Raw genomic sequence first — 24921 nt, forward strand, 5'->3', positions numbered from 1 at the left:
GCCTCGTCCGCTCGATCGCGACTAACCTCGGACCAACCCCGTTCACGGCGTTTGGCGCCCAGCTTCAGGGGTGACGCGCCACGCTCTCCTCCCCCTCGTCGCTGACAGTTACCCACGTTTGAGAGATGCATCGCCCGGGATTTGATTCCCCATCCGTAACGACCCGCGCCGTCATTCCGGAGCGCCGCAGGCGAGCCCTGAACCCAGAATTGCTGCGGGTGCAGGAACTTGACGCATCGGCGCATCTGGATCCCGGGCTCCGCCGCGCGGCCCCGGGATGACGGCACGTGCCGGCATGGGTCCGGCCTTCACCGGACGACGATCGAGCCTTCCGCCCTGGGAAGCGATGACCCCTCCGATCCGTTTAAGACCGTCGCCACGAACCGCGGGAAAACGCCTATTTTTCGAGGCGTTGGCGCCAAACTGAGACGTGTCGATCCGCTTGGTCGAACGTCTCGATCGCGACCCCATCCAAACAGCTCGAGAGGGCTGGCCCAAAACCCGGCTCCTACCGCAGGGACGCCCCCGGCTCCCCGGCCCAAGCCGGCGCGTCATCCCCCAGCCGGCGGGCGGCCCGGTCCCAGCGCATCGCGGCACCCGCGACATTCAGCGGTGGGCGCAGGCGATGCGCAGGCCCCCAGGAGGTCGCCTCGACCTCCGGGGCGAGATCCTCCGGGGTCTCGGGGGCGAAGGCCGGCTCCGGTTCGGCCGGGCCGGCCGCGATCAGGAACGCCGCCGTCCGGGCGAGCGACAGGCGGGCGCGGCCGCCGGTGCCGTCTCGAAGCCGGTGGGCCAGCAGGCGGAGCGCGCCCGCCGCCATGAGGTAGCCGGTGGCGTGGTCGAGCGCCTGGACCGGGAGCGGCACCGGCGCCTCGGCCTGCCGCCAGGCCTGCCCGGCCTCGGCGAGGCCGCAGCTCATCTGCACGAGGCTGTCGAAGCCGCGCCGCCCCGCCCAGGGGCCGGTCCAGCCATAGGCGTCGAGCGCCACGTCGATCAGGCCCGGGGCCAGGGCCCGCCGCGCCTCGGGGCCGTAGCCGAGGCCGTCGAGGGCGCCGGGGCGGTAGCCGTGGACCAGCACGTCCGCCCCCGCCAGCAGCGCCTCGAAGGTCGCCCGGTCTGCGGCCCGGCGCAGGTCGAGGCGGGAACAGGTCTTCCCCAGCGTCATCTCGGGCACGAGGGCCGGCTCGTCCCAGTCGGGCGCATCGATCCGCAGCACATCCGCCCCGAACCCGGCCAGGAACCGGGTCGCCACCGGGCCGGCGAGCACCCGGGTCAGGTCGAGCACCCGCAAACCCGCCAGCGGCCGCTCCGGCCGGGGCCGCCAGCGCGACGCGCTCCGGTCGGGGTCCGAATCGAACGCCACCAGGGGCTCGGCCGCCACCGCCCGGCCCTGGGGATGGGACGCCCACGCCTCCAACCCACGCATCTCGGCCGCGCAGCCGCCCTCGGCCACCACCGCCGCCTCGAGATCCGCCTTGGCCCAGCCGGCCACCGCCCGCGCCATGCCGGCCCGGTCGGCCTGGGCGCCGAGCACCCGCTCGGCCGCCGCCCGGTGATGCGGGGCGTTGGTGTGGAGCCGGATCCAGCCGTCCCGGGTCCGGTAATCCCCGGCCACCGGATCCCAGGGCGCCGGCACCCGCCAGTTATCCGGCCGCAGCGACGTCGCGAACCAGGCCGCGGCGAGCCGCCGGTCCACCGCGACCGGCCCATCGAGGCCCGCAACTTCCGCGAGCGCCTGGCCGGCGGCTGCAATCGAGGCCGCGGCGAGGTCCGTCACCCGGAATGCGGAGGGCAGGGCGCCGGACCCGGAAACGCGAAGTCTGGCGGCAGGCCGTGAAGGCTCTGCGAAGGGAAGCCGGACTTGAGCGGCCAATTCTTCGTCGATCCCGGGCATGGCGCGTCCCCCCGCTGCGAGCACCGCGCATGATCGCGCATCCGCGGGCGGGTAGGCTAGGGTGCCGGCCGCGCTATAAGGGTCCCATGTCCGAGGCCGAAACCCCGCCGCTCCTGTCCGTCGAGGGCCTGTCCGTCGCCTTCCGCTCCCGCGCAGGCGAGACGGCGGCGGTCGATTCGATCGGCTTCACGATCCACCGGGGCGAGACCGTCGCGCTGGTGGGGGAATCGGGCTCCGGCAAGTCCGTGACCGCCCTGGCGATCCTGCGGCTGCTCGACGGCGCGGCGCGGCAGAGTGGAAAAATCCTGTTCAAAGGCAGGGACTTGGCGGTTCTACCGGAACGCCAGATGCGCGATGTGCGCGGCGCCGACATCACCATGGTGTTCCAGGAGCCGATGACCTCGCTCAACCCGCTCCACACGATCGAGCGGCAGATCGGCGAGGTGCTGGGGCTCCACCGCGGCCTCACCGGCAAACCCGCCCGGGCGCGGATTCTCGAGCTCCTGGAACTGGTTGGCCTGCGCGATGCCGCGCGCCGCCTGGGCGCCTACCCGCACGAACTCTCCGGCGGCCAGCGCCAGCGGGTGATGATCGCCATGGCGCTGGCCTGCGAACCGGACCTGCTGGTCGCCGACGAGCCGACCACCGCTCTCGATGTGACGGTGCAGGCCCAGATCCTGGCGCTGCTCGCCGACCTGCAGAAGCGGCTCGGCATGGCGCTCCTGTTCATCACCCACGATCTCGGCATCGTCGAGCGCATCGCCGACCGGGTCTGCGTGATGCTGAAGGGCAAGATCGTCGAGGCCGGCGAGACCAAGGCGGTCTTCGCCGACCCGCAGCACGACTACACACGCCGCCTGATCGCCTCTGAACCGAAGGGCCGGGCCAACCCGGTCCCGGCCGACGCGGCGCCCCTGGTGGAGGCCGGCCCGCTCAAGGTCTGGTTCCCGCTGAAGGCGGGCGCGTTCCGGCGCGTCACCGGCCACGTCAAGGCGGTGGACGGGGTCTCGCTCACGGTGCGGGCGGGCGAAACCGTTGGTGTCGTTGGCGAATCCGGGTCCGGCAAGACCACGCTGGGCCTCGCCCTGCTGCGGCTCACCGGCTCCGAAGGCCCAATCGTGTTCCTAGGCCAGGCCATCGACGGCTTCACCGTGGCGCAGATGCGCCCACTCCGGAAGGACATGCAGGTGGTCTTCCAGGACCCCTACGGCTCGCTCTCGCCGCGCATGTCCGTGGCCGACATCGTCGCCGAGGGGCTGATCGTGCAGGGCACCGCGCGCTCCCGGGCCGAGCGGCGGGCGGTGGTCTCCAAGGCGCTCACCGATGTCGGCCTCGACCCGGCCGCCATGGACCGCTACCCGCACGAATTCTCCGGCGGCCAGCGCCAGCGCATCGCCATCGCCCGGGCCATGGTGCTCAACCCACGCTTCGTCGTGTTGGACGAGCCGACGTCGGCGCTGGACCGCTCGGTGCAGGCGCAGATCGTGACGCTGCTGCGCGACCTGCAGCGCGAGCGCGGGTTGGCCTACCTGTTCATCAGCCACGACCTGAAGGTGGTGCGGGCGCTCGCGAACTACGTGGTGGTGATGCAGAACGGCCGGGTGGTCGAGGAAGGCCCGGCGGAGACTATTTTTTCCGATCCGCAGACACCCTACACACGGGCGCTGTTCAAGGCCGCCTTCGCCCTAGACAGCGATGTCGCCGCCGAGCTGGAGCCCGCCTGAAAGTGGCGCGCGCCCTCCTCATCGTCCTCGATTCCGTCGGCATCGGCGGCGCCCCGGACGCCGCAGCGTACGGCGATACTGGGTCCGACACGCTCGGGCATATCGCCGAGGCCTGCGCGGCCGGGCGCGGCGACCGGGCGGGCCTGCGCGCCGGCCCTCTGCGCCTGCCCCATCTCGCCGGCCTCGGGCTGGGTCTGGCGGCCGCCGGAGCTTCGGGCCGTATGCCTCCGAACCTCGACCCCGCAGGTGAGCCGGAGGGCGCTTACGGACATGCCGTAGAGACGGCCGCCGGCAAGGACACCCCATCCGGCCATTGGGAGATCACCGGGCTACCGATGCCCGAACCCTGGGGCCATTTCCCGAACAGCCAACCAGCCTTCCCGGCCGCGCTGACGGCGGCGTTGATCGCGGAAGGCGGCCTGCCCGGAATCCTGGGTGACCGACACGCGCCCGGCGTCGCCATCATCGACGAACTCGGCGCCGAGCACGTCCGGACCGGTCGGCCGATCTGCTACACCTCGGCCGACAGCGTCTTCCAGATCGCCGCCCACGAGGAGGCGTTCGGATTGGAGCGCCTCTACGCGCTTTGCATGACCGCGCGCCGCCTATGCGACCCCTACCGGGTCTGCCGCGTGATCGCCCGGCCGTTCATCGGCTCCGTGGCGGCGGGCTTCCGCCGGACCGGCAACCGCAAGGATTTCGCGGTCGCCCCCCCGGGGCAAACCCTGCTCGACCGGGCCGAAGCCGAGGGCCGGGCCGTGGTCAGCGTCGGCAAGATCGGCGACATCTTCGCCCACCGCGCCACCGGCCGCGAGATCAAGCCTGGCGCGAACGCGGCCTGCCTCAATGCGGCCCTGGACGCCTTGGGAGATCTGCCCGAGGGCGGGCTGATCTTCGTGAACCTGGTGGATTTCGACACGGAGCACGGCCACCGCCGGGACGTGCCCGGCTACGCCGCGGAACTGGAGGCGTTCGACGCCCGCATCCCGGAGATCCTGGCGGCGCTCGGGCCCGGCGACCTGGCGGTGATCACTGCCGACCACGGCAACGACCCGACCTGGCCGGGGACCGACCATACGCGGGAGCAGGTGCCGGTCCTGGCTTTCGGCCCCGGTGTCGCGTCCCGATCGATCGGCCGGCGGGACACCTTCGCCGATATCGGCGCCACCCTGGCGGCCCATCTCGGATTGGCCTGGGATGGCGCCGGCCAATCGTTCCTGTAGGGAGCCGAGACATGCGAGACGACGACGAGCGGCCGCGCAAGGCCGTCGCCCACGAGATCGGGCAATCTCTCGACACGCTGTCGCTCTCCGACCTCGACGCGCGCGTCGCGCTGCTGCGAGAGGAGATCGCGCGGATCGAGGCGGCCCGGGCGACCAAGCAGGCCGCACAAGGCGCGGCCGACGCCTTTTTCAAGCGGGGCTGACATCTTGGATCGGACCGAAACCCTCGCGGCCCTGCGGCGCGGCGATCTCGCGGGCGCCCGGGAACTGCGGTTGCCGGACGGACTCGCTGAATTTCCCCAGGAGGTGTTCGGCCTCGCAGACACCCTGGAAGTGCTGGATCTCGGGCGTGGTAGCCTCGCCGATCTGCCGGTCGATCTCGGCCGCCTCCAGAATCTGAGGGTGCTGTTCTGCTCCGGCAATCCGTTCGCGCGGCTGCCGTCCGTCCTCGGCCAATGCCCGACGCTGAGCCAGCTCGGCTTTCGCGGATGCGGCATCCGGGAGGTGCCGGCGGAGGCGCTGCCACGCGACCTGCGCTGGCTCACCCTCACGGACAACCGGATCGAGACGCTGCCGGACACGCTGGGGGCACGGCCGCTGCTGCAGAAGCTGATGCTGTCGGGCAACCGCATCGCGCATCTGCCCGAGAGCTTGGCGGAGGCGCAGAACCTCGAACTGATCCGCCTATCCTGCAACCGTCTCGACGCGCTGCCGCCTTGGCTGGCACGCCTGCCGCGCCTCGCCTGGATCTCCTACGCGGGCAATCCCGCCGAACCGCCGACGGAGCCCACACCGGCGGCGGCCGTTCCGTGGACCGCGCTCGAGGTCGGCGATTTGCTCGGGGAGGGTGCCTCGGGCCGGGTCCACCGCGCCGTCTGGCGCGGACCTACTGGCCCGCAGGAGGTTGCGCTGAAGCTGTTCAAGGGCGCGATGACCAGCGACGGTCTGCCGGAGCGCGAGATGGAAGCCTGCCTCGCTGCCGGAACCCATCCGGCGCTCACAGGCGCCCTCGGCCGGCTCGTCGACCATCCCGACGGTGCGCAGGGCTTGCTGCTCCGGCTCTTGCCGGCCCAGTGGCGCGTGCTCGCCGGCCCGCCGAGCCTCGCGAGTTGCAGCCGTGACGTCTACGACCCCACCCTGACGCTTGCCACAGGGCATGGCCTGCGCATCGCCGGCGCGGTGGCCGAAGCCGTGGCCCATCTGCACGGGCGTGGCCTGCTCCACGGCGACGTCTACGCCCACAACACGCTGTGGAATGCCGCAACCGGCGCCGCCGTGCTCAGCGATTTCGGCGCCGCCTCGGCGCTGCCTGCTGGCGAAGACGGTGCGGCGCTGAAGCGGATCGAGGTGCGGGCGGTGGGGATCCTGCTGAGCGAGTTGCTGGACCGCAGCGACGGGGCCCTGAACGGGCTGCAGACGCTTGTGGAGGCCTGCCTGCAACCGACCCCGACGAACCGGCCCGATCTGGCGGAAGTGATCTCAGCGATCACGACCGGCGAAACCTTTGACCGGTGCTTAACCTAAAGCCATTCGCGATCCGGGATGACGATCATGCATCCGGGGCCGCCACGATCACCGGTCCTTCAGCCCTCAGTTCCCCGGATACGTACCAGCTATCCCACTGGGAGAACTGCCGAAAAACCCGGACATATCCCTTCGCAGCGAGAAGCGCGTCGATCGCGACCTCGTTCTTCGGATTGTTCTCGACAGATAGGACATTGAATTTTCGGCTGAAGCTGTAAGCCGAAAGGATGTCGAGTTCGCTCCCCTCGGTATCGATCGACAGGTAATCGATGCAAGGCGGCGCCGCGTAGGCGTCGAGCAGATCGTCCAGGGAAATGGTTTCAATCTCGATGCGCTGCCCGCGGCTGCGCGTCTCGGCGAAATGGTCGGACTCAGCGAAACGGGCGATGCCGCTCAATTCGGGATCCGAGTCGTTGGTCGCGATGAAGGTGACCGTCTCGTGCGACCGGGACGAAACGCATCTGTGTTCGATCGCGGCGTCTCGCTCGGCCGCCAACGCGGCGTGCCAGATAGGATTCGGCTCCGCAAGAATCCCCTTCCACCCCAGTGTTTTTTCGAGCAGCCACGTGTTGCTGTTCTTCCTGCCGTTCGTGGCCCCGAATTCTACAAAGTAGCCGCCGATCTTCTCGCCCAGCTCGAAGCAAACCCAGAGATCCTGCAAAATCTGCGATTTCGATTGAGACCTTCGCGCAAGGCAATACGCAAGGAACGTCGCATCGCGATCCAATACGAACCGTCGTACCTGCTTCCTGTTGAGGCGCAAAGCGTTGAATAACATCTTTTGGATGGCAACATTGTCTAACAGCTTGCCGGCCAAGCTAGACGCACCGGAAAGGAGATATTCCCTCGAAGTCATCACCGTCCGGCCCAGATACATGAATTTGCGCAGCGCAGTAAATGTTTTTACTGTAATGTCAAGGACACTGCGCAGCGCATCTCATGCGATCGGCACCGATTCAGTTCGGTCCCGAGCCGGCAGACGATACGATTTCCCGAAAACCCTTGCCTGCTCCGGGACCAGGTCGCCGCGCGGGCATCCAGGAAAGACCCGGCCTCGCCCTTCGACACCGGGACACCGGGCGATCTCCATTCGTCATCGTCGACCGAGGCGGAGGCCGGGAGGCGCTGCCGCATCGGCGTGAGACCGGAGGGCCTCGCGAGCCTATCGCGACAGCGGTGGTCCCGGATCGATCGCCGGCAACTCGTTCGCCGGGAGGGCCGCGCCGACCTGCGCCTGCGCAGTTCCGACCCCGCGCGCCCGGTTGGCCAGGGTGACGGTGAGGCGCTCGGCCGTATCGGGCTGCATCGCCGAGAGCACCTCGGCCATCTTGCGCGGGTTCATGGCCAGCACGATCGGCACCAGCACGTCCTGGCCGAGGCGGTCGAACACCCGGGCAGCATCCTTGGGCTTCATCGTCTCGTACATCGTGACGATGTTCTTGAGCCCCTGCTTCTCGGCGTCCTCGCGGGCCTTGGCAGCCGAATCGACCTTCTCCTCCGCCTGCTTGAGGTCGCCCAGCCCGGTCTCGAGCTTGCGTTCGGCCTCGTTGAGCATCTTCTCGCGCAGTTCCAGCTCGTCGTTCTTCTGCCGCAGCGCGTCGCGCCGGGCGCCGAGCTTTTCCAGGAGCGCGCGTTCGGTCGGGGAACCGGATGCCGCCTTCGCCGGCTCGGGCGCGGGCATCTCCGACGGCTTCTCGATCGGTGCCGCGGCCGTCTCCTCCTTGGCGCCGACCGAGCCGGTGGTACCGGGATCGGGGGGCTCGTAGCCGGTGCGCGCCCGGGCCACCGCCCGGCCGTATTCGGGCAGGGTTCCGGCACCCGGCAGGCCGACCTGCCCCAGGGTGAGCAGCTTGAGCAGCAGCAGGCCGCCGGCTGCGATCGCCACGGCATCGATCAGGCGCAGCCGCACCGGCCGCACGGGCTTCAACCGCGGGCGGCGCAGGGCCGTGGCGTCCGTGCGTGGCGCCTGCGGGGTCGGCTTGGGTGCCGGCGGGATCTTCGGGGCCGGGACGCCGGTCACGCGGCGCGCGCCCGGACGCGGGCGAGGGCGCGCTCGCTCATGGCCAGGGCCGCGGCGGCGGCGGCGCCGAGGCGCTCGCCGTTGGGGCTCGCGGGCTCGGACCGGCGCGTCGCGGGAGCCTCGGGCTCGGGGACCGGCCGCGGGGCGGACGGCGGCTCGGACCGGACCGGCGCGGCCCGCATCTGCGCGACGATCGCTCCGATGCGCATCACGACGGTCTCCCCGGCCTCCACCTGCGCAGCCAGTTCGGCGGAGCGGGCTGTGGCGGCCTCGATCCGCGTGGTCAGGGTGCGGTCGCCGTCATCGATCGCCGAGCGCAGCCCCGCGATAGCGCGCTCGGCGGTGCTGGTGGCGACCATTAAGTCGCCGATAGTCTGGCGCAAGGCCGCCTCGTCACCCTTGAGTTGGCTGATCCGGCGCGACAGGCGCAGGCAGGTGACGATCGTGGCCGCCAGGAGGACGGCGACCAGGATGTCGGCGGCGAGCGTGACGAAGAGACTCATGATCCGGACCTATCGCACGCTAGACGTCTGTGTGGCTGTTCATTGAGGCCTCGTAGGCCTGGATGGTCGTGCGCGAGCGGCGCAGGGGCCGGGTGACCTGCACGGCGATGTTACCGTCGACTTGGCCGATCCGTCCCTGGGTGAGGGCCCAGTCGCCGCAGCGCACCGCAATCAGGTCGGAGGGCTTGGCGTCGAACATCAGGGTGTCGCCGACCTTGAGGCGCATCACCTGCTTGAGCGGCAGCATCATCTCGTGCAGCACCGCCTCCATGGTGACGTCGGCCTGCCAGATCTCGGTGGCGAGGTGGCCCTCCCAGACATGGTCTCGGCCGAGCTTCTCGCCCATGAAGCTCTGGGTCAGCAGTTCCCGGATCGGCTCGATGGTCGCGTAGGGGAACAGGATCTGCAGCATGCCGCCGCGCCCGTCGACGTCGAGGCGGAGGCTGATCAGGATCGCGGCGTTGCCGGGGCGGGTGATGGTGGCGAAGCGCGGGTTGGTCTCGATCCGGTCGATGCCGAAGGTCACCGGCGAGAGCGGCTGGAACGACATCTCCAGGTCGCCGAGCACGATCTCCACGAGGCGGCGCACTAGCGTCATCTCGATCGACGTAAACGGCCGTCCGTCGAGACGGCTCGACGAGCCACCGCGCTTGCCCCCGAGCAGCAGGTCGAAGGTCGCGTAGGCGAGGTTCGAATCGACTGTGACGAGGCCGGAATTCTCCCATTGCTCGGCGCGGAACACGCCCAGCAGGGTCGGGAGCGGGATCGCGTTGAGATAGTCGCCGAAGCGCACCGAGGTGATGTTGTCCAGCGTCACCTCGACGTTGTCCTGGAACAGGTTGCGCAGGGAGGTCGACAGCAACCGGATCATCCGGTCGAAGACGATCTCCAGCATCGGCAGGCGTTCGTACTGGACGACGCCCGAGTCGACGATGGCCTGAACGCCCCCGGCCCCCGAGGCCGAGAGCTCGCGCATCGAGAAGCCGAGGACGCCGTCGATCTCGTCCTGGTTCAGCACCCGGTCGTTGCCGGCGAGCTCGGGGAGGTTGTCGCTCTCCCCGTCCTCGATCATCGTCGCCCATTCGGCGGCGACGTCTCCGGCGTTGCGCGTGGTGCCCTGCTCGGCGAGCGCCGCGCCCCATTCCTCGGCGAGCGATGTGTCGCCGCCCTCGGCGCCCTGCTCCAGGAGGGCGGCCGACCAGTCGTCTTCGGGAAGTTCGTCCTCGGGTTCCATCAGACGCGTCCGCTAGAAGCCTGGTTCGCGGTGACCGCCAGGGCCGACGGGTCGGTCACTGGACGATCACGTCCTTGAACAGCACCGCCTCGACCTTGGCGGGATAGACGGCGACGTTCACGCGCCGCAGCAACTCCTCGCGCAGCCGGTAGAGCCCGACCGACCCGGTGAGGTCACTCGCACGCAGCTCGCGCATGTAGACCTGCAGGGTGTCCTCGATGCGCGGCATCAGGGGCTTCACCTCGTCCTCGACCCCGGCATCCTTGAGTTCCAGGGCGAGCCGCAGCTTGGCGTACTTGGCCTTCTCCTGTGGCGCGTCGGGGCTGAGGTTCAGCAGCATCTCGCGCATCTCGACGAACACGATCGGCTTCTTGCCGTCCGGGCCGACGCCCTTGGCGGCGTCGCCGTGCCCGCCGCCGTGACCACCACCATGTCCGCCGCCCGAGGCAGCCTCCTTGCCCTCACCGCCACCGCCAGACCCCATCATCATGAAGGCACCGCCGCCGCCGACGACGACCAGCAACACGGCCGCCCCGATCATGATGAGCTTCTTCTTGCCCTTCGGAGCCGCCTCGGCGCCGGCTTCGCCCTCTTCGGCGGCCTTTTTGGGCTTCTTGGCCATGGGAAATAATACTCTCTCGCGGATATCCGCGTGCCGGGTATGACCGGATATCGGAGCATTACGGTTAACGCGTCGTTAAGCGGGCAAATCCTGCCGGGCCAGGATTGCCGTAGCGCAGGCCCGACCCATCCGGGTGGTTGCCGGAGCGTCGCGCAAATCATTCAATTTGCATGCAAATTTGGATTTTTGAGCGTTGGCACAGCGGATGCTGAATGGATCGTTGCCGCCACCGCGGCACGCGAGTGTCAGAGTCCACGATGCAGAATGCCCTCTTCGTCGGCGTGTCGAGCCAGGTGGCGCTTCAGCGCGAGCTGGACGTCATCTCCAACAACATGGCGAACGTCTCGACCACCGGCTTCAAGGGCCGGAGCACGCGGTTCCAGGAATACCTGATGCCGGTGGCCAGCGCGGATTCGTTCGCCCGCCCGGACAGGCGCCTCTCCTACGTCATCGACCAGGGCACGACGCTGGACCTGGGGCAGGGGCCGATCGAGCAGACCGGCAACCCGCTCAACGTCGCGGTGAAGGGCTCGGCGTTCATCGCGGTGCAGTCGCCCCAAGGCGAGCGCTACACCCGGAACGGCGCCTTCGAGATCGACCCGACCGGCGCGCTGGTGACCAGCGACGGCTACAAGGTCGTCGGCGACGGCGGGCCGATCACCATCAACCAGCAGGAGACCGGGCTGACGATCGGCCTCGACGGCACCGTGTCGACCAACCTCGGCATCCGCGGCAAGATCAAGCTCGTCACCTTCGCAAACCCGCAGCGTCTCACCAACGAGGGCGGCAACCTCTACGCGTCGCCCGAGCCGGCCCGCGCGGCCGGACTCGACGGCCGCCTGGAATCCGGCGCGCTGGAGCGCTCGAACGTCCGTCCGGTCATCGAGATGACCCGGCTGATGGACGTGAACCGCTCCTATGCCATGGTGTCGAGCATGATCAGCCGCCTCGACGACCTGCGGGGCACGGCGATCCGCCGCCTCGCCGACGTCGCGTAAGGGGGGCTCGACCGATGCGCGCCCTTTACTCAGCCGCCACCGGCATGGCGGCCCAGGAACTGAACGTCCAGGTCATCTCGAACAACATCGCGAACCTGCGCACCACCGGCTACAAGCGCCAGCAGGTGCATTTCCAGGATCTGCTCTACCAGAACCTGCGCCGAGCCGGCTCCTCGACTTCCGAGCAGAACACCCAGCTTCCCGCCGGCCTCGCCCTCGGCTCGGGCGTGAAGACGACCTCGACCGCCCGCGTCATGTCGCAGGGCACGCTGAGCTCGACCGAGAAGGACTACGACGTCGCGGTCCGTGGCGAGGGCTTCTTCCGGGTGACGATGCCGGATGGCCGCACCGCCTATTCCCGAGACGGTTCGTTCGACCTCTCGGCCACCGGCCAGCTCGTCACCCGCGACGGCTACCTGCTCGATCCGGCGATCACCGTGCCGCAGACGGCGACCGCGGTCACGATCAGCGCTACCGGCGCCGTCCAGGCGACGCTGCCCGGGCAGACCGCGCCGCAGGCGCTCGGCCAGTTCCAGCTCTCGCGATTCGTCAACAAGGTCGGCCTCGAATCGATCGGCGACAACCTGTTCATCGAGACGGCGGCCTCGGGGCCGGCGATCAGCGGCCTGCCGGGAGCGGAAGGATTTGGAAACCTTCAGCAGAGTTATTTGGAAGAGGCGAACGTGAACGCCGTCACCGAGATCTCGTCGCTGATCGCCGCGCAGCGCGCCTACGAGATGAACTCGAAGGTCGTGACCGCCGCCGACCAGATGCTCTCCACCACCTCGCAGATGTTCCGCAGCTGACCGCGCGTCCTGCCCTCACTTCAGGTCTCCGATCATGTATGCCGGCTCCCAGATCGACCTTGCCGACCTGCCCCTCGTCAGCACGGCGACGGACGAGAGCGACCTCAACCCGATCGTCCGCCGGACCCGCCCGCGGGTGGCGCCCCCCGGCGCCGCAGTGCTTGTGCGCGCGGCGCTCGCCTTCCTGACCTTCGCGGCCATCGGCGCCCTTGCGATCCCGGCGATGGCCCAGACCGCCCCCCCGCAGAACGAGGCTCAGAAGGCGCAGCCGCGCCTGCGCGGAGACGTGACCGCCCGCGGCGATGTGCTCGCCCTGTCCGACCTCGTCGAGGGCGCGCCGGACGCGCTCGCCGCGCGGCCGCTGTTCCGCTCACCCGCGCTCGGCGCCACCGGCACGATCCAGACCCGCCGCATCGTCGAGGCCGCCGCAGCCCTGGGCCTGACCGGCCTGGAGACCGGTGGCCGGATGCAGATCGCCGTGCAGCGCGCCGCGCGACGCCTGGGACCGCCGGATCTGGAGGCCGCGCTCAAGCGCGCCCTGGAGACGGGCTACGGCCTCGATCCGCGCAGCGTGGCCGTCCGCTTCGACGGCGACGGCCCGACGCTGCTGGCGCCGGTTGACCTCGCCGGTCAGGCCACGGCCCTCGACCTGACCTACGATCCGCGCTCCCGCCGCGTCACGGGTCTCGTCAGTCTCGGCGAGCGGCAGGCATCGCTCCGGGTCTCGGGCGTGGTGGTCGAACTGCGCGAGGTGGCGGTGCTCACCCGGTCGCTCAACCGGGGTGATCCGGTGCGAGACGGCGACCTCGTCGTCGAGCGCCGCCCCCGCGAGATGGTCGCGGCCGACGCGCAGGCCGGCGCCACGGCGGTCCTGGGTGAGGTCGCCCAGCACGCGCTGCCGGCCGGCACGGTGCTGCGGGTCTCCGACACCGCCCTGCCGGAGCTGGTGGCCCGGGGCGAGAGCGTGACCATCGTGTACGAGACCGCCAGCGTCAGCCTGTCGATGCGCGGGCTGGCCAACGAGGCCGGCCGGATGGGCGCGGTCGTCAACGTCGTGAATGTGGCCTCGAAGAAGGTCCTCCAGGCTACCGTGATCGGCCCCGGCCGGGTCTCGGTCGGCCCCGCCTCCACGACTCAGCAGGCCGCCGCGGCCCCGCAAGTCCAGGCGACGGCGTCCCTGCGCTGATCGCCCATCCGATGCGTCAACGAGTTTCCCGATGACCAGCCGCCTCGCCCTGACCCCGCTCGTCGCCGTGCTGTTCGCCGGCCTCGGGGCCTGCAACACCGCCGACCGGCTGTCCCAGGTCGGCGCCACCCCGGCGCTGTCGGCGATCGAGGATCCGACCACCCAGCCGGGCTACAAGCCTGTCCGGATGCCGATGCCCGACGTGCAGCCGGTCTCCTACGCGCCGAATTCGCTCTGGCGCACCGGCTCCCGGGCGTTCTTCAAGGATCAGCGGGCGGCCCGGCTCGGCGACCTGCTGACCGTGAAGGTCAACGTCACCGACAAGGCCAACATCAACAACGAGACCAAGCGGTCCCGGGCCAACACCGAGAGCTTCGGCCTGCCGAACGCCCTGGGGCTGGAGAACAATGCGGTCGGCAAGTCCTTCGGCGTCGGCAGCACGGCGCTGCTCGCCGCCACCTCGGCCACTGCCAACGACGGCGCCGGCTCGGTCCAGCGGGCCGAGACCGTGACCACCAACGTCGCCGCGGTGGTCACGCAGGTGCTGCCCAACGGCAACCTGGTGGTCGAGGGCAAGCAGGAGATCCGCGTCAACTTCGAGGTTCGCGAGATGGTGGTGGCCGGCGTGGTCCGGCCGGAGGACATCGAGTCCGACAACACCATCGACTCGACCAAGATCGCCCAGGCCCGCATCGCGTATGGCGGCCGCGGCCAGATCACCGACGTGCAGCAGCCCCGCTACGGCCAGCAGATCGTGGATATCCTGCTGCCGTTCTGAGCGCTCTCAGCTCGGCTCCTCCGGCTCCGGCCCGCGGGTCACGTCGAGGCCCGAGGCGGCCCCCGCGGGCGGCCCGACCTTCACCGGCGCACCGGTGCGCGCGGCCTCGTAGATCGCCTCCATGAGCACCTGATCCTGCAGCCCCTCTTCGCCGGGGGTGCGGGGACGCAGGTTCTCCTGGATGCACCGGGAGAAGTGGTCCATCTCGAGGGCGAACTGGTTCTTGGGGCTCAGAACCTTCTCGTCGCGGGTTCCGTTCTTGCCGTCGCGGTGGGACACGAACAGGCGCTGGCCCTCGTACGCGAAGGCGTTCTGCAGATCGACGGAGGCGCTCCCGGTGTGGAGCGTCAGGCTCCGGGCCTCGTACACGCCGTAGCTCGACGTGCATTGCGCGATCACCCCGGACGGGAAGCGCATCGTGAAGGTGACCGTCTCCTCGACCTCGCGGAACTTCGGATCGTCGGGCGGAGAGTGGATCTGGGCCTGGATCAGGTCGGGCTCCTCGCCGAGGACGGCCCGGGTGGTGTTGAGGCAGTAGAGCCCGATATCCGGCAGCGATCCGCCGCCCGCGAGCGCCTTCTTGAGCCGCCACTGCTCAGGCAGCCCGCTCGTCTGGCCGTTGAACGCCTGGATCAGCCGGGGACGCCCGAACTCGCCTGAGCGGGCGAGCTTGATCACCGCGCGGTTGTGCGGCTCGTACTGGCAGCGATAGGCGATCATCAGCTTGACGTTGGCCTGGTTGCAAGCCGCGATCATGTCGCGGCACTCCTGCGAGGCCACCGCCATTGGCTTCTCGCACAGCACCTGCTTTCCGGCTGCCGCGGCGGCCAGGACGTTGTCCCGGTGCACGCTGTTGGGCGTCACGACGTAGACCGCCTGGATTGCCGGGTTGGCCTTCAGCCGATCCCACTCGTCGTAGCCGTAGACGGCATCCTCGGGCAGGCCGTATTGCCGCGCCACGAGCTTGGCCTTGTCGGGGGTTCCCGACATCACCGCGGCCAACCGCGAGCGCTTGGTAACCCCGAAGGCCGGCAGGATCTCGTCGAGGCTCAAACGCCCGAGGCCGACGACGCAATAGCCAACCCGCTGGCCCGGAGGCTGCGGCGCCGGGCTCGGCGCCGGCGGCCGGTCGGCCGGGCCGCGCCAGTTCGGGAACATCACGCGGCCGCCCTGAACAGCGCCGGTATCGGCCGGAACCGCCGGGCCGAGCTGGGCCGCCTGGGCGGTGCTGCCGAGGCCAGCGCCGGCCAGGGCGCCCCCCGCGGCCAGGAGGGTGCGTCGTGAGAGTCGGGTGTCGTCCGCCATGAGCCTCGCCGTTTCGCTGGATCCGGGTCACGGCAGCGAATCGCCGCGACATGGGACGAGCGTCCGCGATCAACGCTGTCCCGTCAGTGAACGCAGGCCGGCATCCGGTCGTTTCCGGACAGCAGCGCGGCGCGCAGACGCGCGACCTCCGCCTCACTGTCGGTCAGGCGGCGGGCCGCCGGAATCCGACTCGGAGGCCGCCTCCGTCGCCTCGCGGATGGGACCCGAAGGCCCCCTCAACCTCCGGTTTACCTTGATCGTCCGGTCAGGCGGGCGGCGGGGGATCGGGCGCCTCCACCTCGCCCCGCCGCTGAAGCTGGAGGGCGACGAACCAGCACAGCGACGCCCAGGCCGCGCCGATGCACCACCCGGCCAGCACGTCGCTCGGCCAGTGAACGCCGAGATAGATCCGGCTGAGTCCGACCAGCAGCGTCAGGCCGACCCCAAGTCCGAGAACCAGGGCCTTCGCGCTGCGATTGCGGTCGAGCCGGGCAATGAGGGTCGCCAGGGTCAGGTACGCGATCGCCGACATCGTGGCGTGGCCGCTCGGGAAGCTCGCCGTGAAGACCTCCATGCCGTGCGGGACAAGGTCCGGCCGGGGCCGCTGGTAGAACAGCTTCAGCACCGTCGAGATTAGCTCACCGCTGCCGACCGCGGCGAGCACGAACAGGCTGATCCGCCGGCGTCCGGAGACCGCCAGGTAGGCCGCCACCGCACAGGTCAGGAACAGGACCGTGAAGACGCTGCCGAGCCCGGTGATGTCGCGCATCGTCTCCTCGAGCCAGGGCGGCCCGATCGGGTCGGACAGGTCGGCGGGATTGCGCAGGGCCAGGAGGATCTTGCGGTCCAGCGCCGCGGTCGAGCCCTCGCCGACCTCGTGGGCGAGGTAGAAGAAGCTGTAGCCCAGGATGCTGACCCCGAGCAGAGCCACGAGGGGCCCGACCTCGTTCAGCCGAAGGCGCAGCCAGACCGACATCGCGCGCCCGGTCAGGGGATAGCGCTGCAGGCCACCCGGCGCCCTCATGGCGCTCCCCTTCCGGTCGGCGTGAGAACCATTAGGCATTCTCCCCGAAGGCCAGCGTGGCGACGGGCTCCCAGGGACCGCCAAGATAGCGCCACAGTTGCGTCGCGGGCGCAGTGAAGTGGAACGGCGCGAAGCCGGCCGACAGGTCGGCGTGGAGCGCGCGGGCCTTGTCGGGGGTGACCTTGTTCTGCACCGTCACGTGTGGCCGCCAACCCTGCCGGTCCTGCGCCGTCAAGTAGGGCTCGAAGGCCTTGGCCAGCCGAGCCCGGAAGTTCGACAGCGACTCTGATTCGAGGACGTAGGCGACGCCGCGGCCCGTGAAGCGCAAGCCCGTGACGGCGACGCCAGGCGCCGGCACCGTCCGGGCCAGCGTCGTCACCGCCTCGATCACCCCGCGCTCCCGGTCCCCCGGCAGGTGGTGGAACAGCGTCGCGTGGGCCGGGATGAAGTTCAGGGCCTCCGGGAAGTTGCGCCGGCGCTCGCCGTCGAAGCGCGCGAAAGTCGGCTCGTCGAAGGCGAGCGTCAGGATCAGGGGGGCCGCGTCATGCATGAGACGCGACATGGCGCCAAAACCGCTCAGGTCCAGTAGAGCACCCGCGCGGCCGGCAGGTCGCGAGCGAGGCGATCCGTCAGATGCGTGCGCATCGCCTGCATCAAGGGCTTCGGGAAGACGTGCTTCACGGTGCCGAACTTGGTGCGCTTCTCCACGCGGTCGGCCTCGTCGAGGGGCAGGTCCGATCCCGGGTACCAGCCGCGCAGGACCGCCTTCGAGATCGGCGTGAAGCGGTGGGTGATGAGTTCGGCGGTCAGGTCCAGATCGGGGATGCCCGCCAGCGCGTCGGCGGCATCGCGGATCAGCCCGGCATAGGCCGCCTCCCAATCCGGTACCGGGATGATCGGCGCGATGGTTAGGCCCACGGGATAGCCGGCCCGCGCCATCGCGGCCATGGCGGCGAGCCGCGCGTCGAGCGGGTCGGTGCCGCCCTCGTAGCGGGAAGCGGGACGGGCATTGACCGAGAAGCGGATCCGCGTGCGCCGGTTGTGCGGCAGGTCGAGGAGCGGGGCGACGGCGGCGAACTTCGTGGTGAAGCGCAACTGCACCGGCGCGTTCCAAGCGCCGAAATGCCGAATCGCCGCCGAGAGCGAGCCGGTGAGATGCTCGATGCCCAGAGGATCCGTGTAGCAGGACGCCTCGAAGGTCGTGCCCTCGTGAGCGCGCTCAGTGGACGCGGAGGTCACGGCGCCCTGGCCGGCATAGCCCGCGAGGTTGCCCAGTATCGCGTCGAGATTGGCGTAGGCCCGGGTCAAGGGCGGCCCCTGGAGCGAGCCGGCGAGGTAGCAATACTGGCAATGGGCCGGGCAGCCCTCCGCGAGGTCGAAGCGCCAGTCGGCCGAGGGCGGGATCGGTTGCAACCGCAGCTTCGTCGGCGGCGCCACCGTAATGGCGAGGGTCGCCTTGGCAGCGGTGTAGGCCCGGCGCGGATCAGCGTCGCGCAGCCCGGTGAGGCGGTTGGCGGCGAGCCGCTCCACGGGCAGCCCCATCGCCTCGGCCCGCGCGACCATGGCACGCCCATGCGCGAAATCCAGCGCGGCCGGGGTTACCAGCACTCGGCGCGGGCGCCAGAGCCGGGCCGGACGGGCACAGGCCGAGCCGTGGCTTTCAACCGGCGAGGGGGCGGGCATCAGGGCAGCGCTGGACGACATGTCTGTCGAACGCACGCCACCCCGGGCGGGTCCGGCCTCGGCGACCCGGCAGCGTGCGGCCGAAGCGCTCGCCGCATTGAAGGCCTGTCGCCGTTCCCGATTGCAAGGTGATCGGGAACGGCTCTAAAGCACCGCCATGGCTGCAGGCAGGGAGAGCGTACATGTCGGCCGCGACGGATGGCTGTTCCTCATCGGCGGCACCAACCGCGTCCTGGACCGTTACCGGGGCGGATTGCGGCACTGGCTGCTCCTGCGCGGCTGGACGCGGCTGATCGAAGCCCGGGCCCGGCGCGCGGAGCGTCTCGGGATCCGCTGCCTTCACGTGATCGTGCCGGAGAAGCTGTCGGTCTACGACGACAAGACCGACGGGCTGCGTTACGCCCCGGGCAAGGCCTCCACACGCCGTCTGGCGCGACGCCTGGCCCGGCATCCGGCCTACCTCGATCTCCTGGCGCCCCTCCGGGCGGGCCGTGACGGCCTGGTGCCGCTCTACCTCCGCACCGACACGCATTGGACCATCGAGGGCTGCCTCCTGGCCTATCGCGAGATCATGCGCGCGCTGGGCTCGATCCCGCCGGCCGATATCGGCGCGCGGCCGCAACTCGTCACCGAAGCCGTGATGGACCTCGGCGAGAAACTCAGAGAGCGCCCACTGGAGCGGCTGAACCGGTTCATGCTGCTGCGCGACGCCAAGCGGGTCGAGGTCGGCCCGCTGCTCGCCGCCTACGAGGCGCAGGGGCGCGACCGGGAGGCCCATGTCGGAGCCCACGTCGTCTTCCGGAACGAGGCGGAGGGCGCCGACCCGCGCCGCCTCGTGCTGTTCGGTGATTCCTGCGCGCATTTTGACCCGTTCCTGCTGACCGGGCTGCTGGCCGAAAGCTTCCGCGAGGTTCACTTTGTCTGGTCGGCCAGCCTCGACTGGGGCTACATCGAACGCGTGCGCCCCGACATCCTGCTGTTCGAGTTGGCCGAGCGATTCCTGGCGCGGCTGCCGCGGGACGATTTCGACGTGGCGGTCTCTGGCCAGCGCGGGACCGGCGGGCGGCTGGCGCAGATGAACGGCGCCGGGCGCGCCACCGCGGCTCAGTAGATCGCGGGGTCCAGGCGGGCGAACTCGGTGATGCTGGCCCCTTGATACTTGACGAAGGATTCGGGGGCGCAGGCGATCCCGATCATCAGCACGAGCAGGGTGGCGACGCAGGCGAGCGTCGCCGTGACCACGTCCGCATGCCGCTTAAGGGTGTGGATCAACAGACACCCCAGGGTGAACAGGGCCGCCTCAGCGACGGGCACCAGCGCGAACGACATCTCTCAGCTCCATCCAGTCTCCCGCCGAGCCGGGGGCGCTGCGGATGCGCAGAAGCGGGCGGGTGGCCGGAAAATGGCCGATTATGCTGCACTGCAATAGAAGCGTTCGCGCAAGCCTGCGTTGCACGAGGCTGGGGCGCACGCCGGAACCGAGTCGGACGGCGCCGCCGGCCCCTTTCCGCAGCCGTCCGGGCTCCCATCTCGCTTCGACGACCATCTGAACCGGGATATCACCATGGGCCTCCTCGTCGACGGCGTCTGGCGCGACCAGTGGTACGACACCGCCTCGACCGGAGGCCGGTTCGAGCGAAAGGCCTCGTCCTTCCGCAACTGGGTGACCGCCGACGGAGCACCCGGTCCTTCAGGGGAGGGCGGCTTCAGGGCCGAGCCGGGGCGCTATCACCTCTACGTCTCGCTGGCCTGCCCGTGGGCCCACCGCACCCTGATCGGGCGGGCGCTCAAGGGCCTGGAGGAGGCGATCACGGTCTCGGTGGTGGATCCGCACATGGGTGCCGAGGGCTGGGTGTTCGGAGACACGCCCGGGGCGACGCCGGACCCGATCCATCGCGCCAGCCGCCTCTACGAGGTCTACCGGGCGGCGGACTCATCCTATACCGGCCGCGTCACGGTGCCGGTGCTGTGGGACCGCAAGCGCGGCACCATCGTGTCGAACGAATCCGCCGAGATCCTGCGGATGCTCAACAGCGCCTTCGGGGAGACCGGGCCGGACCTGTACCCCGAGGATCTGCGCGTTGCGATCGACGCGATCAACGAGCGGGTTTACGACCGGGTCAACAACGGCGTCTACAAGGCCGGCTTCGCCACCGCGCAGGACGCCTACGCGGCAGCCTTCGAGGCGCTGTTTTCCGAACTCGACGCGCTGGAGGAGCGCCTCGACCGGGGCCGCTATCTCTGCGGCGACCGACTGACCGAGGCTGATATCCGCCTGTTCACGACGCTCGTGCGGTTCGATGCCGTCTATGTCGGGCATTTCAAGTGCAACCGGCGCCGCATCGCGGATTATCCCAACCTGTCGAACTATCTGCGCGACCTCTACGCGCTTCCCGGTGTGGCCTCGACAGTCGATTTCACGCACATCAAGCGGCACTATTACGAGAGTCATCCGACCATCAACCCGACCCGGATCGTACCGCTCGGTCCAGAACTCGATCTTACCGCCCCAAACGACCGTGCCCTACGGTTCGGTTGAGCGGAGGCCGATCCCGCCCGGCAGGCCCGCCTCCCTCGACAGACCGTTCAGGACGCCTAGTTCGACCGCAAACGGAGGAGACAGGCCTGCCATGACGAACCGACTGCGCCTCGCGCTGCTTTGCGCGCTCCTCGGCCTCCCCTGCACGGCGCACGCGCAGGCTGCGCTCCGGCTGGAAGGGTCGTGCGAGAAGCTGATCGTCAACGGCCAGGATCTCAGCGCGTCCTGCAGCGACGTGCTGATGAATGCCGTCAACCGCAACCGCACGAGCTTCGACTTCTCCGCTAAGGATGGCCAGACCATCAGCTTCAGCGGCAACGGCGCACAGCAGGAGGCGACCGAGGAGACCGACCCGCTGCAGCCGATCAACCTGGTGATGGTCGGCAAGGACGGGACGCCGACGCTGGCGATCGGCGCCTGCCGCTTCTCGGCCCCGGAGCCCGGCCGCACCGCGATCACCTGCGAGGCCAGCACGGCGGATGGCCGCGCCTTCGCCGGAACCTTTGTAACGGCCGCCAAAGCTGCGGAGAAGGGGGCACCCGGGGCGCCGGCCCGGTGAGTTTGGACTGGTCAGACCCGGTCCGAAGCCCCATCTAAGGCACTCCACGAAAAAAGTTCCGAAGCTAGGCCAATGCTGAATGACACCCTTGCCGGCGGCGCCGCTCCGGCCGGCGACACCGATGCCCTGATCAAGGACACGACGACCGCGGGCTTCCGACAGGATGTCATCGCCGAGTCGATGCACCGGCCGGTCCTGGTCGATTTCTGGGCGCCTTGGTGCGGCCCCTGCAAGCAGCTCACGCCGGTCCTGGAGAAGGTTGTCAAGGCGGCCAAGGGCGCCGTGGCGCTGGTCAAGATGAACATCGACGACCATCCCTCGATCGCGGGCCAGCTCGGGATCCAGTCGATCCCGGCCGTGATCGTGTTCCAGAAGGGCCAGCCCGTCGACGGCTTCATGGGTGCAGTACCGGAAAGCCAGATCAAGGAGCTGATCGACCGTGTCGCGGGCCCCGCCCAGGATCCGGTCGAGCTGGCACTCGCGGACGCCGCCGCCCTGATCGAGGAGGGCGACCTTGCGGGCGCCTCCGAGATCTACGCCGCGGTCCTGGAGCAGCAGCCCGACAACGTGGCGGCGCTCGCCGGCCTGGCGAAGATGCAGCTCGACGCCGGCGAGATCGAGAATGCCAAGCGCGTGCTGGCGATGGTCCCGGACGCAAAGGCCGCCGACCCGGCGCTCACCGGCGTCCGTGCCGCCCTGGAACTCGCCGAGCAGGCCGCCTCGCTCGGCGACCTCACGGGATTGCAGCGTGAGGTCGACGCCAATCCGGACGCCCACCAGGCGCGGTTCGACCTCGCTCTGGGTCTCGCCGCCGCGAACGAGCGCGGACAAGCGGTCGATCACCTGATCGAGTTGCGCAAGCGCGACAAGGAATGGAACGAGGATGCGGCGCGCAAGCAGCTCCTGCAGTTCTTCGAGGCCTGGGGCGTGATGGATCCCGACACGATCCGGGGACGACGCAAGCTCTCGGCGCTCCTGTTCTCATGACACTTCGGCTCGCCCTGGGGCGGATATTCCGCCCCAGCATCAGGCCCATCCGGGAGGCGCCATGAGCACCCATGCGAGCTACAAGGGCCCGGCGGATTGCCCCGCCGTCATCCCAGTCTTTCCGCTGCCCGGCGCATTGCTGCTGCCGCGCGGCCAGATGCCCCTGAACATCTTCGAGCCACGCTACCTGTCGATGATCGACGACGCGATGCGCACGGATCGGGTGATCGGGATGATCCAGCCCGATCCGGAAGGGTCGGGGGCGGCGAACCCCAAGCTCTACCGGGTCGGCTGCGTGGGACGGATCACGCAATACGCCGAGACCGGCGACGGCCGTTACCTCGTCTCGCTGACCGGCATCAGCCGGTTCCGGGTCGAAAGCGAGCTGGCCTCCACCAGCACCTACCGCCGCTGCCACGTCTCCTACGAGGACTTCGCGGTGGACTTCGAGCCGCGGGCGGGCGAGGAATTGGTCGACCGCGACGGCGTCCTCAAGGCACTGCGCGACTTCGTGGAATCGAACGATCTGAAGGTGGATTGGGACGGGATCGACGAGGCGCCAGACGAGGCGCTGGTCAACGCCCTCTGCATGATGAGTCCGTTCGGCGTTCGCGAGAAGCAGGCGATGCTGGAGGCCCCCGACCTGAAGACCCGGGCGGAAATCCTGATCGCGGTCACGCAGATGGAACTGGTTCGCGGCTCCGGCCCCGAGCCGACGATGCAATAGGCTCGCACGACCGATGACCAACGACCTCACAACCACCGTCGAGGCGACCCGCGTGGACCCCAAGCTCCTTGAGATCCTGGTTTGTCCGCTGACCAAGGGCACGCTCGAATACGATTCCGCCCGCCAGGAACTGATCAGCCGCTCTGCGAAGCTCGCCTACCCGATCCGCGACGGCATCCCGATCATGCTGCCGGAAGAGGCGCGCTCACTGACGGATTGAGACGCGCGGGGCCGGGACACGCGGTCGGGCGGACATGGTCCGCGCCGCTCGACGAAACACCGGCCTCGTACTGCCGCTCCAGGACGGGCTGCGACGGTCACGCAGCGCGTTCCGCCAGGTGCGCCGTACCTCCTCTCTCCCTGACGGCAGAGGACTTTTTCTTCATCCTGCCGTCGCGCTGTCCAGCCCGAAATGGACATCTCGTCTCTCGCGCCGGCGCGGGGGACCGATGCCTCGCCCTGCGATGCACGAGCTCGACGGTATGGGCGGGCGCGTCTGTTCCCCGTGCCAAGGCGCAATCTGAAAATCCGGGCGCGGGTCGAGAAGAATGCTACGCCGGGCCCGGGCGCACCCGTTCCACACGCCGCCTTCGAGGACGGCGTGGATGAACGTTCCCCAATCAATGATACGGCCAAGCAATCGCAGAGCGCGGCGTGACTATTTCCGCCTCATCGAGGCGCAGATCCTGATCTCACCCAAAAACCGTGCAGCCATACTCTTGCCGCTTCCCTCATTCAGCATTGCGTCATCCTCCATCGACGAGTGTGACCCGGCGCGCCATGACCGGCGGCGCGCGCTTTGCTGAAAGAGATACCCGCATGATCAAACTGGTCGCCGCCGCGGCTCTCGCCGCCGGCCTGTTCTCCGCCATATCCCCGTCGGCCCACGCCGCACCGGGCGCGAACAACGGAACGTGGTCGGTGGAACTCGTGACCGAGAGCGGGCTATGCAACGCCCGCTACACCTACGCCTTGGCGATCCGCGAGGGCCAGGTTCGGCTGGTCTCGGGCGAGGCAGGAGCCCGGGTGAGCGGCCATGTCGGCGCCGACGGCAGCGTCGGTCTCGCCGTCACCACCGGGACGGCGAGCGGGACCGGAACCGGGCGGCTTCAGGCCGGTACCGGCTCGGGCACCTGGAAGGTCGCCACCCTATGCTCCGGCCACTGGACCGCGCGGCGCAGGAACGACCGCACCGCGCAGGCCGACTGACGACGGTCAGGCGGCGCCGGCGAGCCAGGTCCGCGCCTCGGCGAGGCGGGCGCGCTCGAACACCTTGATCTGGGTCGGCGAGACGAAATTGAATGTCTCGGCCAATGCCTTCAGCCAGGGCGCATCCGTCACCAGGGCGACATGGCTGACGCTCTTCATCATCGAGATGCCGAAGCGCGGGTCCTTGAAGAAGGCGGCCGGCTCCATGCCCTCGAAGGCGCGGATATCCTCGAGCAGCTTGATCTTGCCGCCCTTGTCGAGGTCCGCCTTCATGGCATTCATCGCGGCGTTCATCTCCTCGTCGGAGATCTTGCCGTCGACCACGATCTCGGCGACGTTCGAGTCCGGCGTCTTGGTATAGCTCAGCACTGATCGC

The 24921-nt window shown here is 69.5% G+C and carries 27 protein-coding genes; 15 read left to right on the plus strand and 12 right to left on the minus strand.

Features of this window, described 5'->3' with window-relative positions; translation table 11 throughout:
* Positions 1 to 508: 508 nt before the first annotated feature.
* Positions 509 to 1777 carry a CoA transferase gene (locus ACYQPG_RS13165; RefSeq protein ID WP_246693302.1) on the minus strand — a complete coding sequence of 423 codons (1269 nt, stop codon included), beginning with the start codon at positions 1775 to 1777 and terminating at the stop codon, positions 509 to 511.
* Positions 1778 to 1980: 203 nt separating this feature from the next.
* On the opposite strand from ACYQPG_RS13165, the gene ACYQPG_RS13170 reads away from it, so the two are divergent.
* The 4 genes from ACYQPG_RS13170 to ACYQPG_RS13185 are packed head-to-tail and all read left to right on the plus strand — an operon-like array spanning position 1981 to position 6365.
* Positions 1981 to 3618, plus strand: coding sequence for an ABC transporter ATP-binding protein (locus ACYQPG_RS13170; protein WP_147910563.1), 1638 nt, complete (start codon positions 1981 to 1983; stop codon positions 3616 to 3618).
* A 2-nt stretch (positions 3619 to 3620) separates the two neighbouring features.
* Positions 3621 to 4841 (plus strand): phosphopentomutase, encoded by a 1221-nt coding sequence (locus tag ACYQPG_RS13175; RefSeq protein ID WP_147910564.1) that lies wholly within the window; start codon positions 3621 to 3623, stop codon positions 4839 to 4841.
* Between the two features lie 11 nt (positions 4842 to 4852).
* Positions 4853 to 5044: a DUF1192 domain-containing protein gene (locus tag ACYQPG_RS13180; protein ID WP_147938335.1), complete on the plus strand. Its 192-nt coding sequence runs from the start codon at positions 4853 to 4855 to the stop codon at positions 5042 to 5044.
* 4 nt (positions 5045 to 5048) lie between these two features.
* Entirely contained in the window at positions 5049 to 6365 is a 1317-nt protein-coding gene (locus ACYQPG_RS13185) for a leucine-rich repeat-containing protein kinase family protein (RefSeq protein WP_461231117.1), read from the plus strand.
* A gap of 25 nt (positions 6366 to 6390) precedes the next feature.
* Here ACYQPG_RS13185 and ACYQPG_RS13190 read toward each other — a convergent pair whose 3' ends face one another.
* The 5 genes from ACYQPG_RS13190 to fliL form a co-directional block, all read right to left on the minus strand.
* On the minus strand, positions 6391 to 7182 hold the full coding sequence (locus tag ACYQPG_RS13190; RefSeq protein ID WP_419829602.1) for an FkbM family methyltransferase: 792 nt from the start codon (positions 7180 to 7182) through the stop codon (positions 6391 to 6393).
* A gap of 345 nt (positions 7183 to 7527) precedes the next feature.
* Entirely contained in the window at positions 7528 to 8385 is an 858-nt protein-coding gene (locus ACYQPG_RS13195) for a MotE family protein (protein ID WP_246692624.1), read from the minus strand.
* Positions 8382 to 8888, minus strand: a complete 507-nt coding sequence (locus ACYQPG_RS13200) for a DUF6468 domain-containing protein (RefSeq protein ID WP_147938337.1) — start codon at positions 8886 to 8888, stop codon at positions 8382 to 8384. The genes ACYQPG_RS13195 and ACYQPG_RS13200 overlap by 4 nt, the downstream gene beginning before the upstream one ends.
* 19 nt (positions 8889 to 8907) lie before the next feature.
* Positions 8908 to 10122: a flagellar motor switch protein FliM gene (gene fliM / locus ACYQPG_RS13205; RefSeq protein WP_378995020.1), complete on the minus strand. Its 1215-nt coding sequence runs from the start codon at positions 10120 to 10122 to the stop codon at positions 8908 to 8910.
* A gap of 55 nt (positions 10123 to 10177) precedes the next feature.
* Positions 10178 to 10744, minus strand: a complete 567-nt coding sequence (fliL, locus tag ACYQPG_RS13210; RefSeq protein ID WP_147908790.1) for a flagellar basal body-associated protein FliL — start codon at positions 10742 to 10744, stop codon at positions 10178 to 10180.
* A 257-nt stretch (positions 10745 to 11001) separates the two neighbouring features.
* On the opposite strand from fliL, the gene flgF reads away from it, so the two are divergent.
* Genes flgF through flgH form a run of 4 tightly spaced genes read left to right on the plus strand, consistent with a single transcriptional unit; the run spans position 11002 to position 14512 of the window.
* On the plus strand, positions 11002 to 11742 hold the full coding sequence (gene flgF, locus ACYQPG_RS13215; protein ID WP_147896360.1) for a flagellar basal-body rod protein FlgF: 741 nt from the start codon (positions 11002 to 11004) through the stop codon (positions 11740 to 11742).
* 14 nt (positions 11743 to 11756) lie between these two features.
* Positions 11757 to 12548, plus strand: coding sequence for a flagellar basal-body rod protein FlgG (flgG, locus tag ACYQPG_RS13220; RefSeq protein WP_092038758.1), 792 nt, complete (start codon positions 11757 to 11759; stop codon positions 12546 to 12548).
* Between the two features lie 34 nt (positions 12549 to 12582).
* Positions 12583 to 13734, plus strand: a complete 1152-nt coding sequence (gene flgA / locus ACYQPG_RS13225) for a flagellar basal body P-ring formation chaperone FlgA (RefSeq protein WP_461231118.1) — start codon at positions 12583 to 12585, stop codon at positions 13732 to 13734.
* Between the two features lie 31 nt (positions 13735 to 13765).
* Entirely contained in the window at positions 13766 to 14512 is a 747-nt protein-coding gene (gene flgH / locus ACYQPG_RS13230; protein ID WP_147855644.1) for a flagellar basal body L-ring protein FlgH, read from the plus strand.
* A gap of 6 nt (positions 14513 to 14518) precedes the next feature.
* On the opposite strand, the gene ACYQPG_RS13235 is transcribed toward flgH, so the two are convergent.
* The 4 genes from ACYQPG_RS13235 to ACYQPG_RS13250 all read right to left on the minus strand — a co-directional run bounded on the left by ACYQPG_RS13235 (position 14519) and on the right by ACYQPG_RS13250 (position 18524).
* Positions 14519 to 15817, minus strand: coding sequence for a Gfo/Idh/MocA family protein (locus ACYQPG_RS13235; protein ID WP_147908792.1), 1299 nt, complete (start codon positions 15815 to 15817; stop codon positions 14519 to 14521).
* Between the two features lie 265 nt (positions 15818 to 16082).
* Complete coding sequence (locus ACYQPG_RS13240) at positions 16083 to 16841, minus strand: phosphatase PAP2 family protein (RefSeq protein WP_461231119.1); 759 nt, start codon at positions 16839 to 16841, stop codon at positions 16083 to 16085.
* A 31-nt stretch (positions 16842 to 16872) separates the two neighbouring features.
* Positions 16873 to 17391: a 2'-5' RNA ligase family protein gene (locus ACYQPG_RS13245; RefSeq protein WP_147938405.1), complete on the minus strand. Its 519-nt coding sequence runs from the start codon at positions 17389 to 17391 to the stop codon at positions 16873 to 16875.
* 26 nt (positions 17392 to 17417) lie between these two features.
* Positions 17418 to 18524 (minus strand): SPL family radical SAM protein, encoded by a 1107-nt coding sequence (locus tag ACYQPG_RS13250; protein WP_461232465.1) that lies wholly within the window; start codon positions 18522 to 18524, stop codon positions 17418 to 17420.
* A 157-nt stretch (positions 18525 to 18681) separates the two neighbouring features.
* Between ACYQPG_RS13250 and ACYQPG_RS13255 the strand changes: the two genes are divergently transcribed.
* Complete coding sequence (locus ACYQPG_RS13255; RefSeq protein ID WP_461231120.1) at positions 18682 to 19635, plus strand: alginate O-acetyltransferase AlgX-related protein; 954 nt, start codon at positions 18682 to 18684, stop codon at positions 19633 to 19635.
* Here ACYQPG_RS13255 and ACYQPG_RS13260 read toward each other — a convergent pair.
* The gene (locus ACYQPG_RS13260; RefSeq protein WP_147908795.1) at positions 19629 to 19853 is read right to left on the minus strand and encodes a hypothetical protein; all 225 of its coding nucleotides are present in this window, start codon (positions 19851 to 19853) and stop codon (positions 19629 to 19631) included. The two genes, ACYQPG_RS13255 and ACYQPG_RS13260, sit on opposite strands and share 7 nt — an antisense overlap.
* A gap of 235 nt (positions 19854 to 20088) precedes the next feature.
* Here ACYQPG_RS13260 and ACYQPG_RS13265 point away from each other — a divergent pair, with 235 nt between their 5' ends.
* The 6 genes from ACYQPG_RS13265 (at position 20089) to ACYQPG_RS13290 (ending at position 24545) form a co-directional block, all read left to right on the plus strand.
* Positions 20089 to 21063 carry a glutathione S-transferase family protein gene (locus tag ACYQPG_RS13265; protein WP_419829606.1) on the plus strand — a complete coding sequence of 325 codons (975 nt, stop codon included), beginning with the start codon at positions 20089 to 20091 and terminating at the stop codon, positions 21061 to 21063.
* A gap of 91 nt (positions 21064 to 21154) precedes the next feature.
* Positions 21155 to 21622 (plus strand): hypothetical protein, encoded by a 468-nt coding sequence (locus tag ACYQPG_RS13270; RefSeq protein WP_147908797.1) that lies wholly within the window; start codon positions 21155 to 21157, stop codon positions 21620 to 21622.
* A gap of 72 nt (positions 21623 to 21694) precedes the next feature.
* Positions 21695 to 22609, plus strand: a complete 915-nt coding sequence (trxA, locus tag ACYQPG_RS13275; RefSeq protein WP_147908798.1) for a thioredoxin — start codon at positions 21695 to 21697, stop codon at positions 22607 to 22609.
* 61 nt (positions 22610 to 22670) lie between these two features.
* Positions 22671 to 23336 carry an LON peptidase substrate-binding domain-containing protein gene (locus ACYQPG_RS13280; protein ID WP_147908799.1) on the plus strand — a complete coding sequence of 222 codons (666 nt, stop codon included), beginning with the start codon at positions 22671 to 22673 and terminating at the stop codon, positions 23334 to 23336.
* 13 nt (positions 23337 to 23349) lie between these two features.
* Positions 23350 to 23556 (plus strand): Trm112 family protein, encoded by a 207-nt coding sequence (locus ACYQPG_RS13285; protein WP_147854793.1) that lies wholly within the window; start codon positions 23350 to 23352, stop codon positions 23554 to 23556.
* A 599-nt stretch (positions 23557 to 24155) separates the two neighbouring features.
* Positions 24156 to 24545, plus strand: coding sequence for a hypothetical protein (locus ACYQPG_RS13290; RefSeq protein ID WP_419829607.1), 390 nt, complete (start codon positions 24156 to 24158; stop codon positions 24543 to 24545).
* Positions 24546 to 24551: 6 nt separating this feature from the next.
* Here the strand turns inward: ACYQPG_RS13290 and ACYQPG_RS13295 are convergent, their stop codons facing one another.
* On the minus strand, positions 24552 to 24914 hold the full coding sequence (locus tag ACYQPG_RS13295; RefSeq protein ID WP_147854795.1) for a SpoIIAA family protein: 363 nt from the start codon (positions 24912 to 24914) through the stop codon (positions 24552 to 24554).
* Between the last annotated feature and the right edge of the window lie 7 nt (positions 24915 to 24921).

This window comes from Methylobacterium sp. CM6246 (assembly GCF_054818005.1).

What these genes read in the sequence shown, in the direction of transcription:
- ACYQPG_RS13170 (WP_147910563.1), top strand. Translation starts at nt 1,981, where the DNA reads ATGTCCGAGGCCGAAACCCCGCCGCTCCTGTCCGTCGAGGGCCTGTCC.
- ACYQPG_RS13180 (WP_147938335.1), top strand. Translation starts at nt 4,853, where the DNA reads ATGCGAGACGACGACGAGCGGCCGCGCAAGGCCGTCGCCCACGAGATC.
- ACYQPG_RS13200 (WP_147938337.1), bottom strand. Translation starts at nt 8,888, where the DNA reads ATGAGTCTCTTCGTCACGCTCGCCGCCGACATCCTGGTCGCCGTCCTC.
- fliM (WP_378995020.1), bottom strand. Translation starts at nt 10,122, where the DNA reads ATGGAACCCGAGGACGAACTTCCCGAAGACGACTGGTCGGCCGCCCTC.
- fliL (WP_147908790.1), bottom strand. Translation starts at nt 10,744, where the DNA reads ATGGCCAAGAAGCCCAAAAAGGCCGCCGAAGAGGGCGAAGCCGGCGCC.
- flgF (WP_147896360.1), top strand. Translation starts at nt 11,002, where the DNA reads ATGCAGAATGCCCTCTTCGTCGGCGTGTCGAGCCAGGTGGCGCTTCAG.
- flgG (WP_092038758.1), top strand. Translation starts at nt 11,757, where the DNA reads ATGCGCGCCCTTTACTCAGCCGCCACCGGCATGGCGGCCCAGGAACTG.
- flgA (WP_461231118.1), top strand. Translation starts at nt 12,583, where the DNA reads ATGTATGCCGGCTCCCAGATCGACCTTGCCGACCTGCCCCTCGTCAGC.
- flgH (WP_147855644.1), top strand. Translation starts at nt 13,766, where the DNA reads ATGACCAGCCGCCTCGCCCTGACCCCGCTCGTCGCCGTGCTGTTCGCC.
- ACYQPG_RS13235 (WP_147908792.1), bottom strand. Translation starts at nt 15,817, where the DNA reads ATGGCGGACGACACCCGACTCTCACGACGCACCCTCCTGGCCGCGGGG.
- ACYQPG_RS13240 (WP_461231119.1), bottom strand. Translation starts at nt 16,841, where the DNA reads ATGAGGGCGCCGGGTGGCCTGCAGCGCTATCCCCTGACCGGGCGCGCG.
- ACYQPG_RS13245 (WP_147938405.1), bottom strand. Translation starts at nt 17,391, where the DNA reads ATGCATGACGCGGCCCCCCTGATCCTGACGCTCGCCTTCGACGAGCCG.
- ACYQPG_RS13250 (WP_461232465.1), bottom strand. Translation starts at nt 18,524, where the DNA reads ATGCCCGCCCCCTCGCCGGTTGAAAGCCACGGCTCGGCCTGTGCCCGT.
- ACYQPG_RS13255 (WP_461231120.1), top strand. Translation starts at nt 18,682, where the DNA reads ATGGCTGCAGGCAGGGAGAGCGTACATGTCGGCCGCGACGGATGGCTG.
- ACYQPG_RS13260 (WP_147908795.1), bottom strand. Translation starts at nt 19,853, where the DNA reads ATGTCGTTCGCGCTGGTGCCCGTCGCTGAGGCGGCCCTGTTCACCCTG.
- ACYQPG_RS13265 (WP_419829606.1), top strand. Translation starts at nt 20,089, where the DNA reads ATGGGCCTCCTCGTCGACGGCGTCTGGCGCGACCAGTGGTACGACACC.
- ACYQPG_RS13270 (WP_147908797.1), top strand. Translation starts at nt 21,155, where the DNA reads ATGACGAACCGACTGCGCCTCGCGCTGCTTTGCGCGCTCCTCGGCCTC.
- trxA (WP_147908798.1), top strand. Translation starts at nt 21,695, where the DNA reads ATGCTGAATGACACCCTTGCCGGCGGCGCCGCTCCGGCCGGCGACACC.
- ACYQPG_RS13280 (WP_147908799.1), top strand. Translation starts at nt 22,671, where the DNA reads ATGAGCACCCATGCGAGCTACAAGGGCCCGGCGGATTGCCCCGCCGTC.
- ACYQPG_RS13285 (WP_147854793.1), top strand. Translation starts at nt 23,350, where the DNA reads ATGACCAACGACCTCACAACCACCGTCGAGGCGACCCGCGTGGACCCC.
- ACYQPG_RS13290 (WP_419829607.1), top strand. Translation starts at nt 24,156, where the DNA reads ATGATCAAACTGGTCGCCGCCGCGGCTCTCGCCGCCGGCCTGTTCTCC.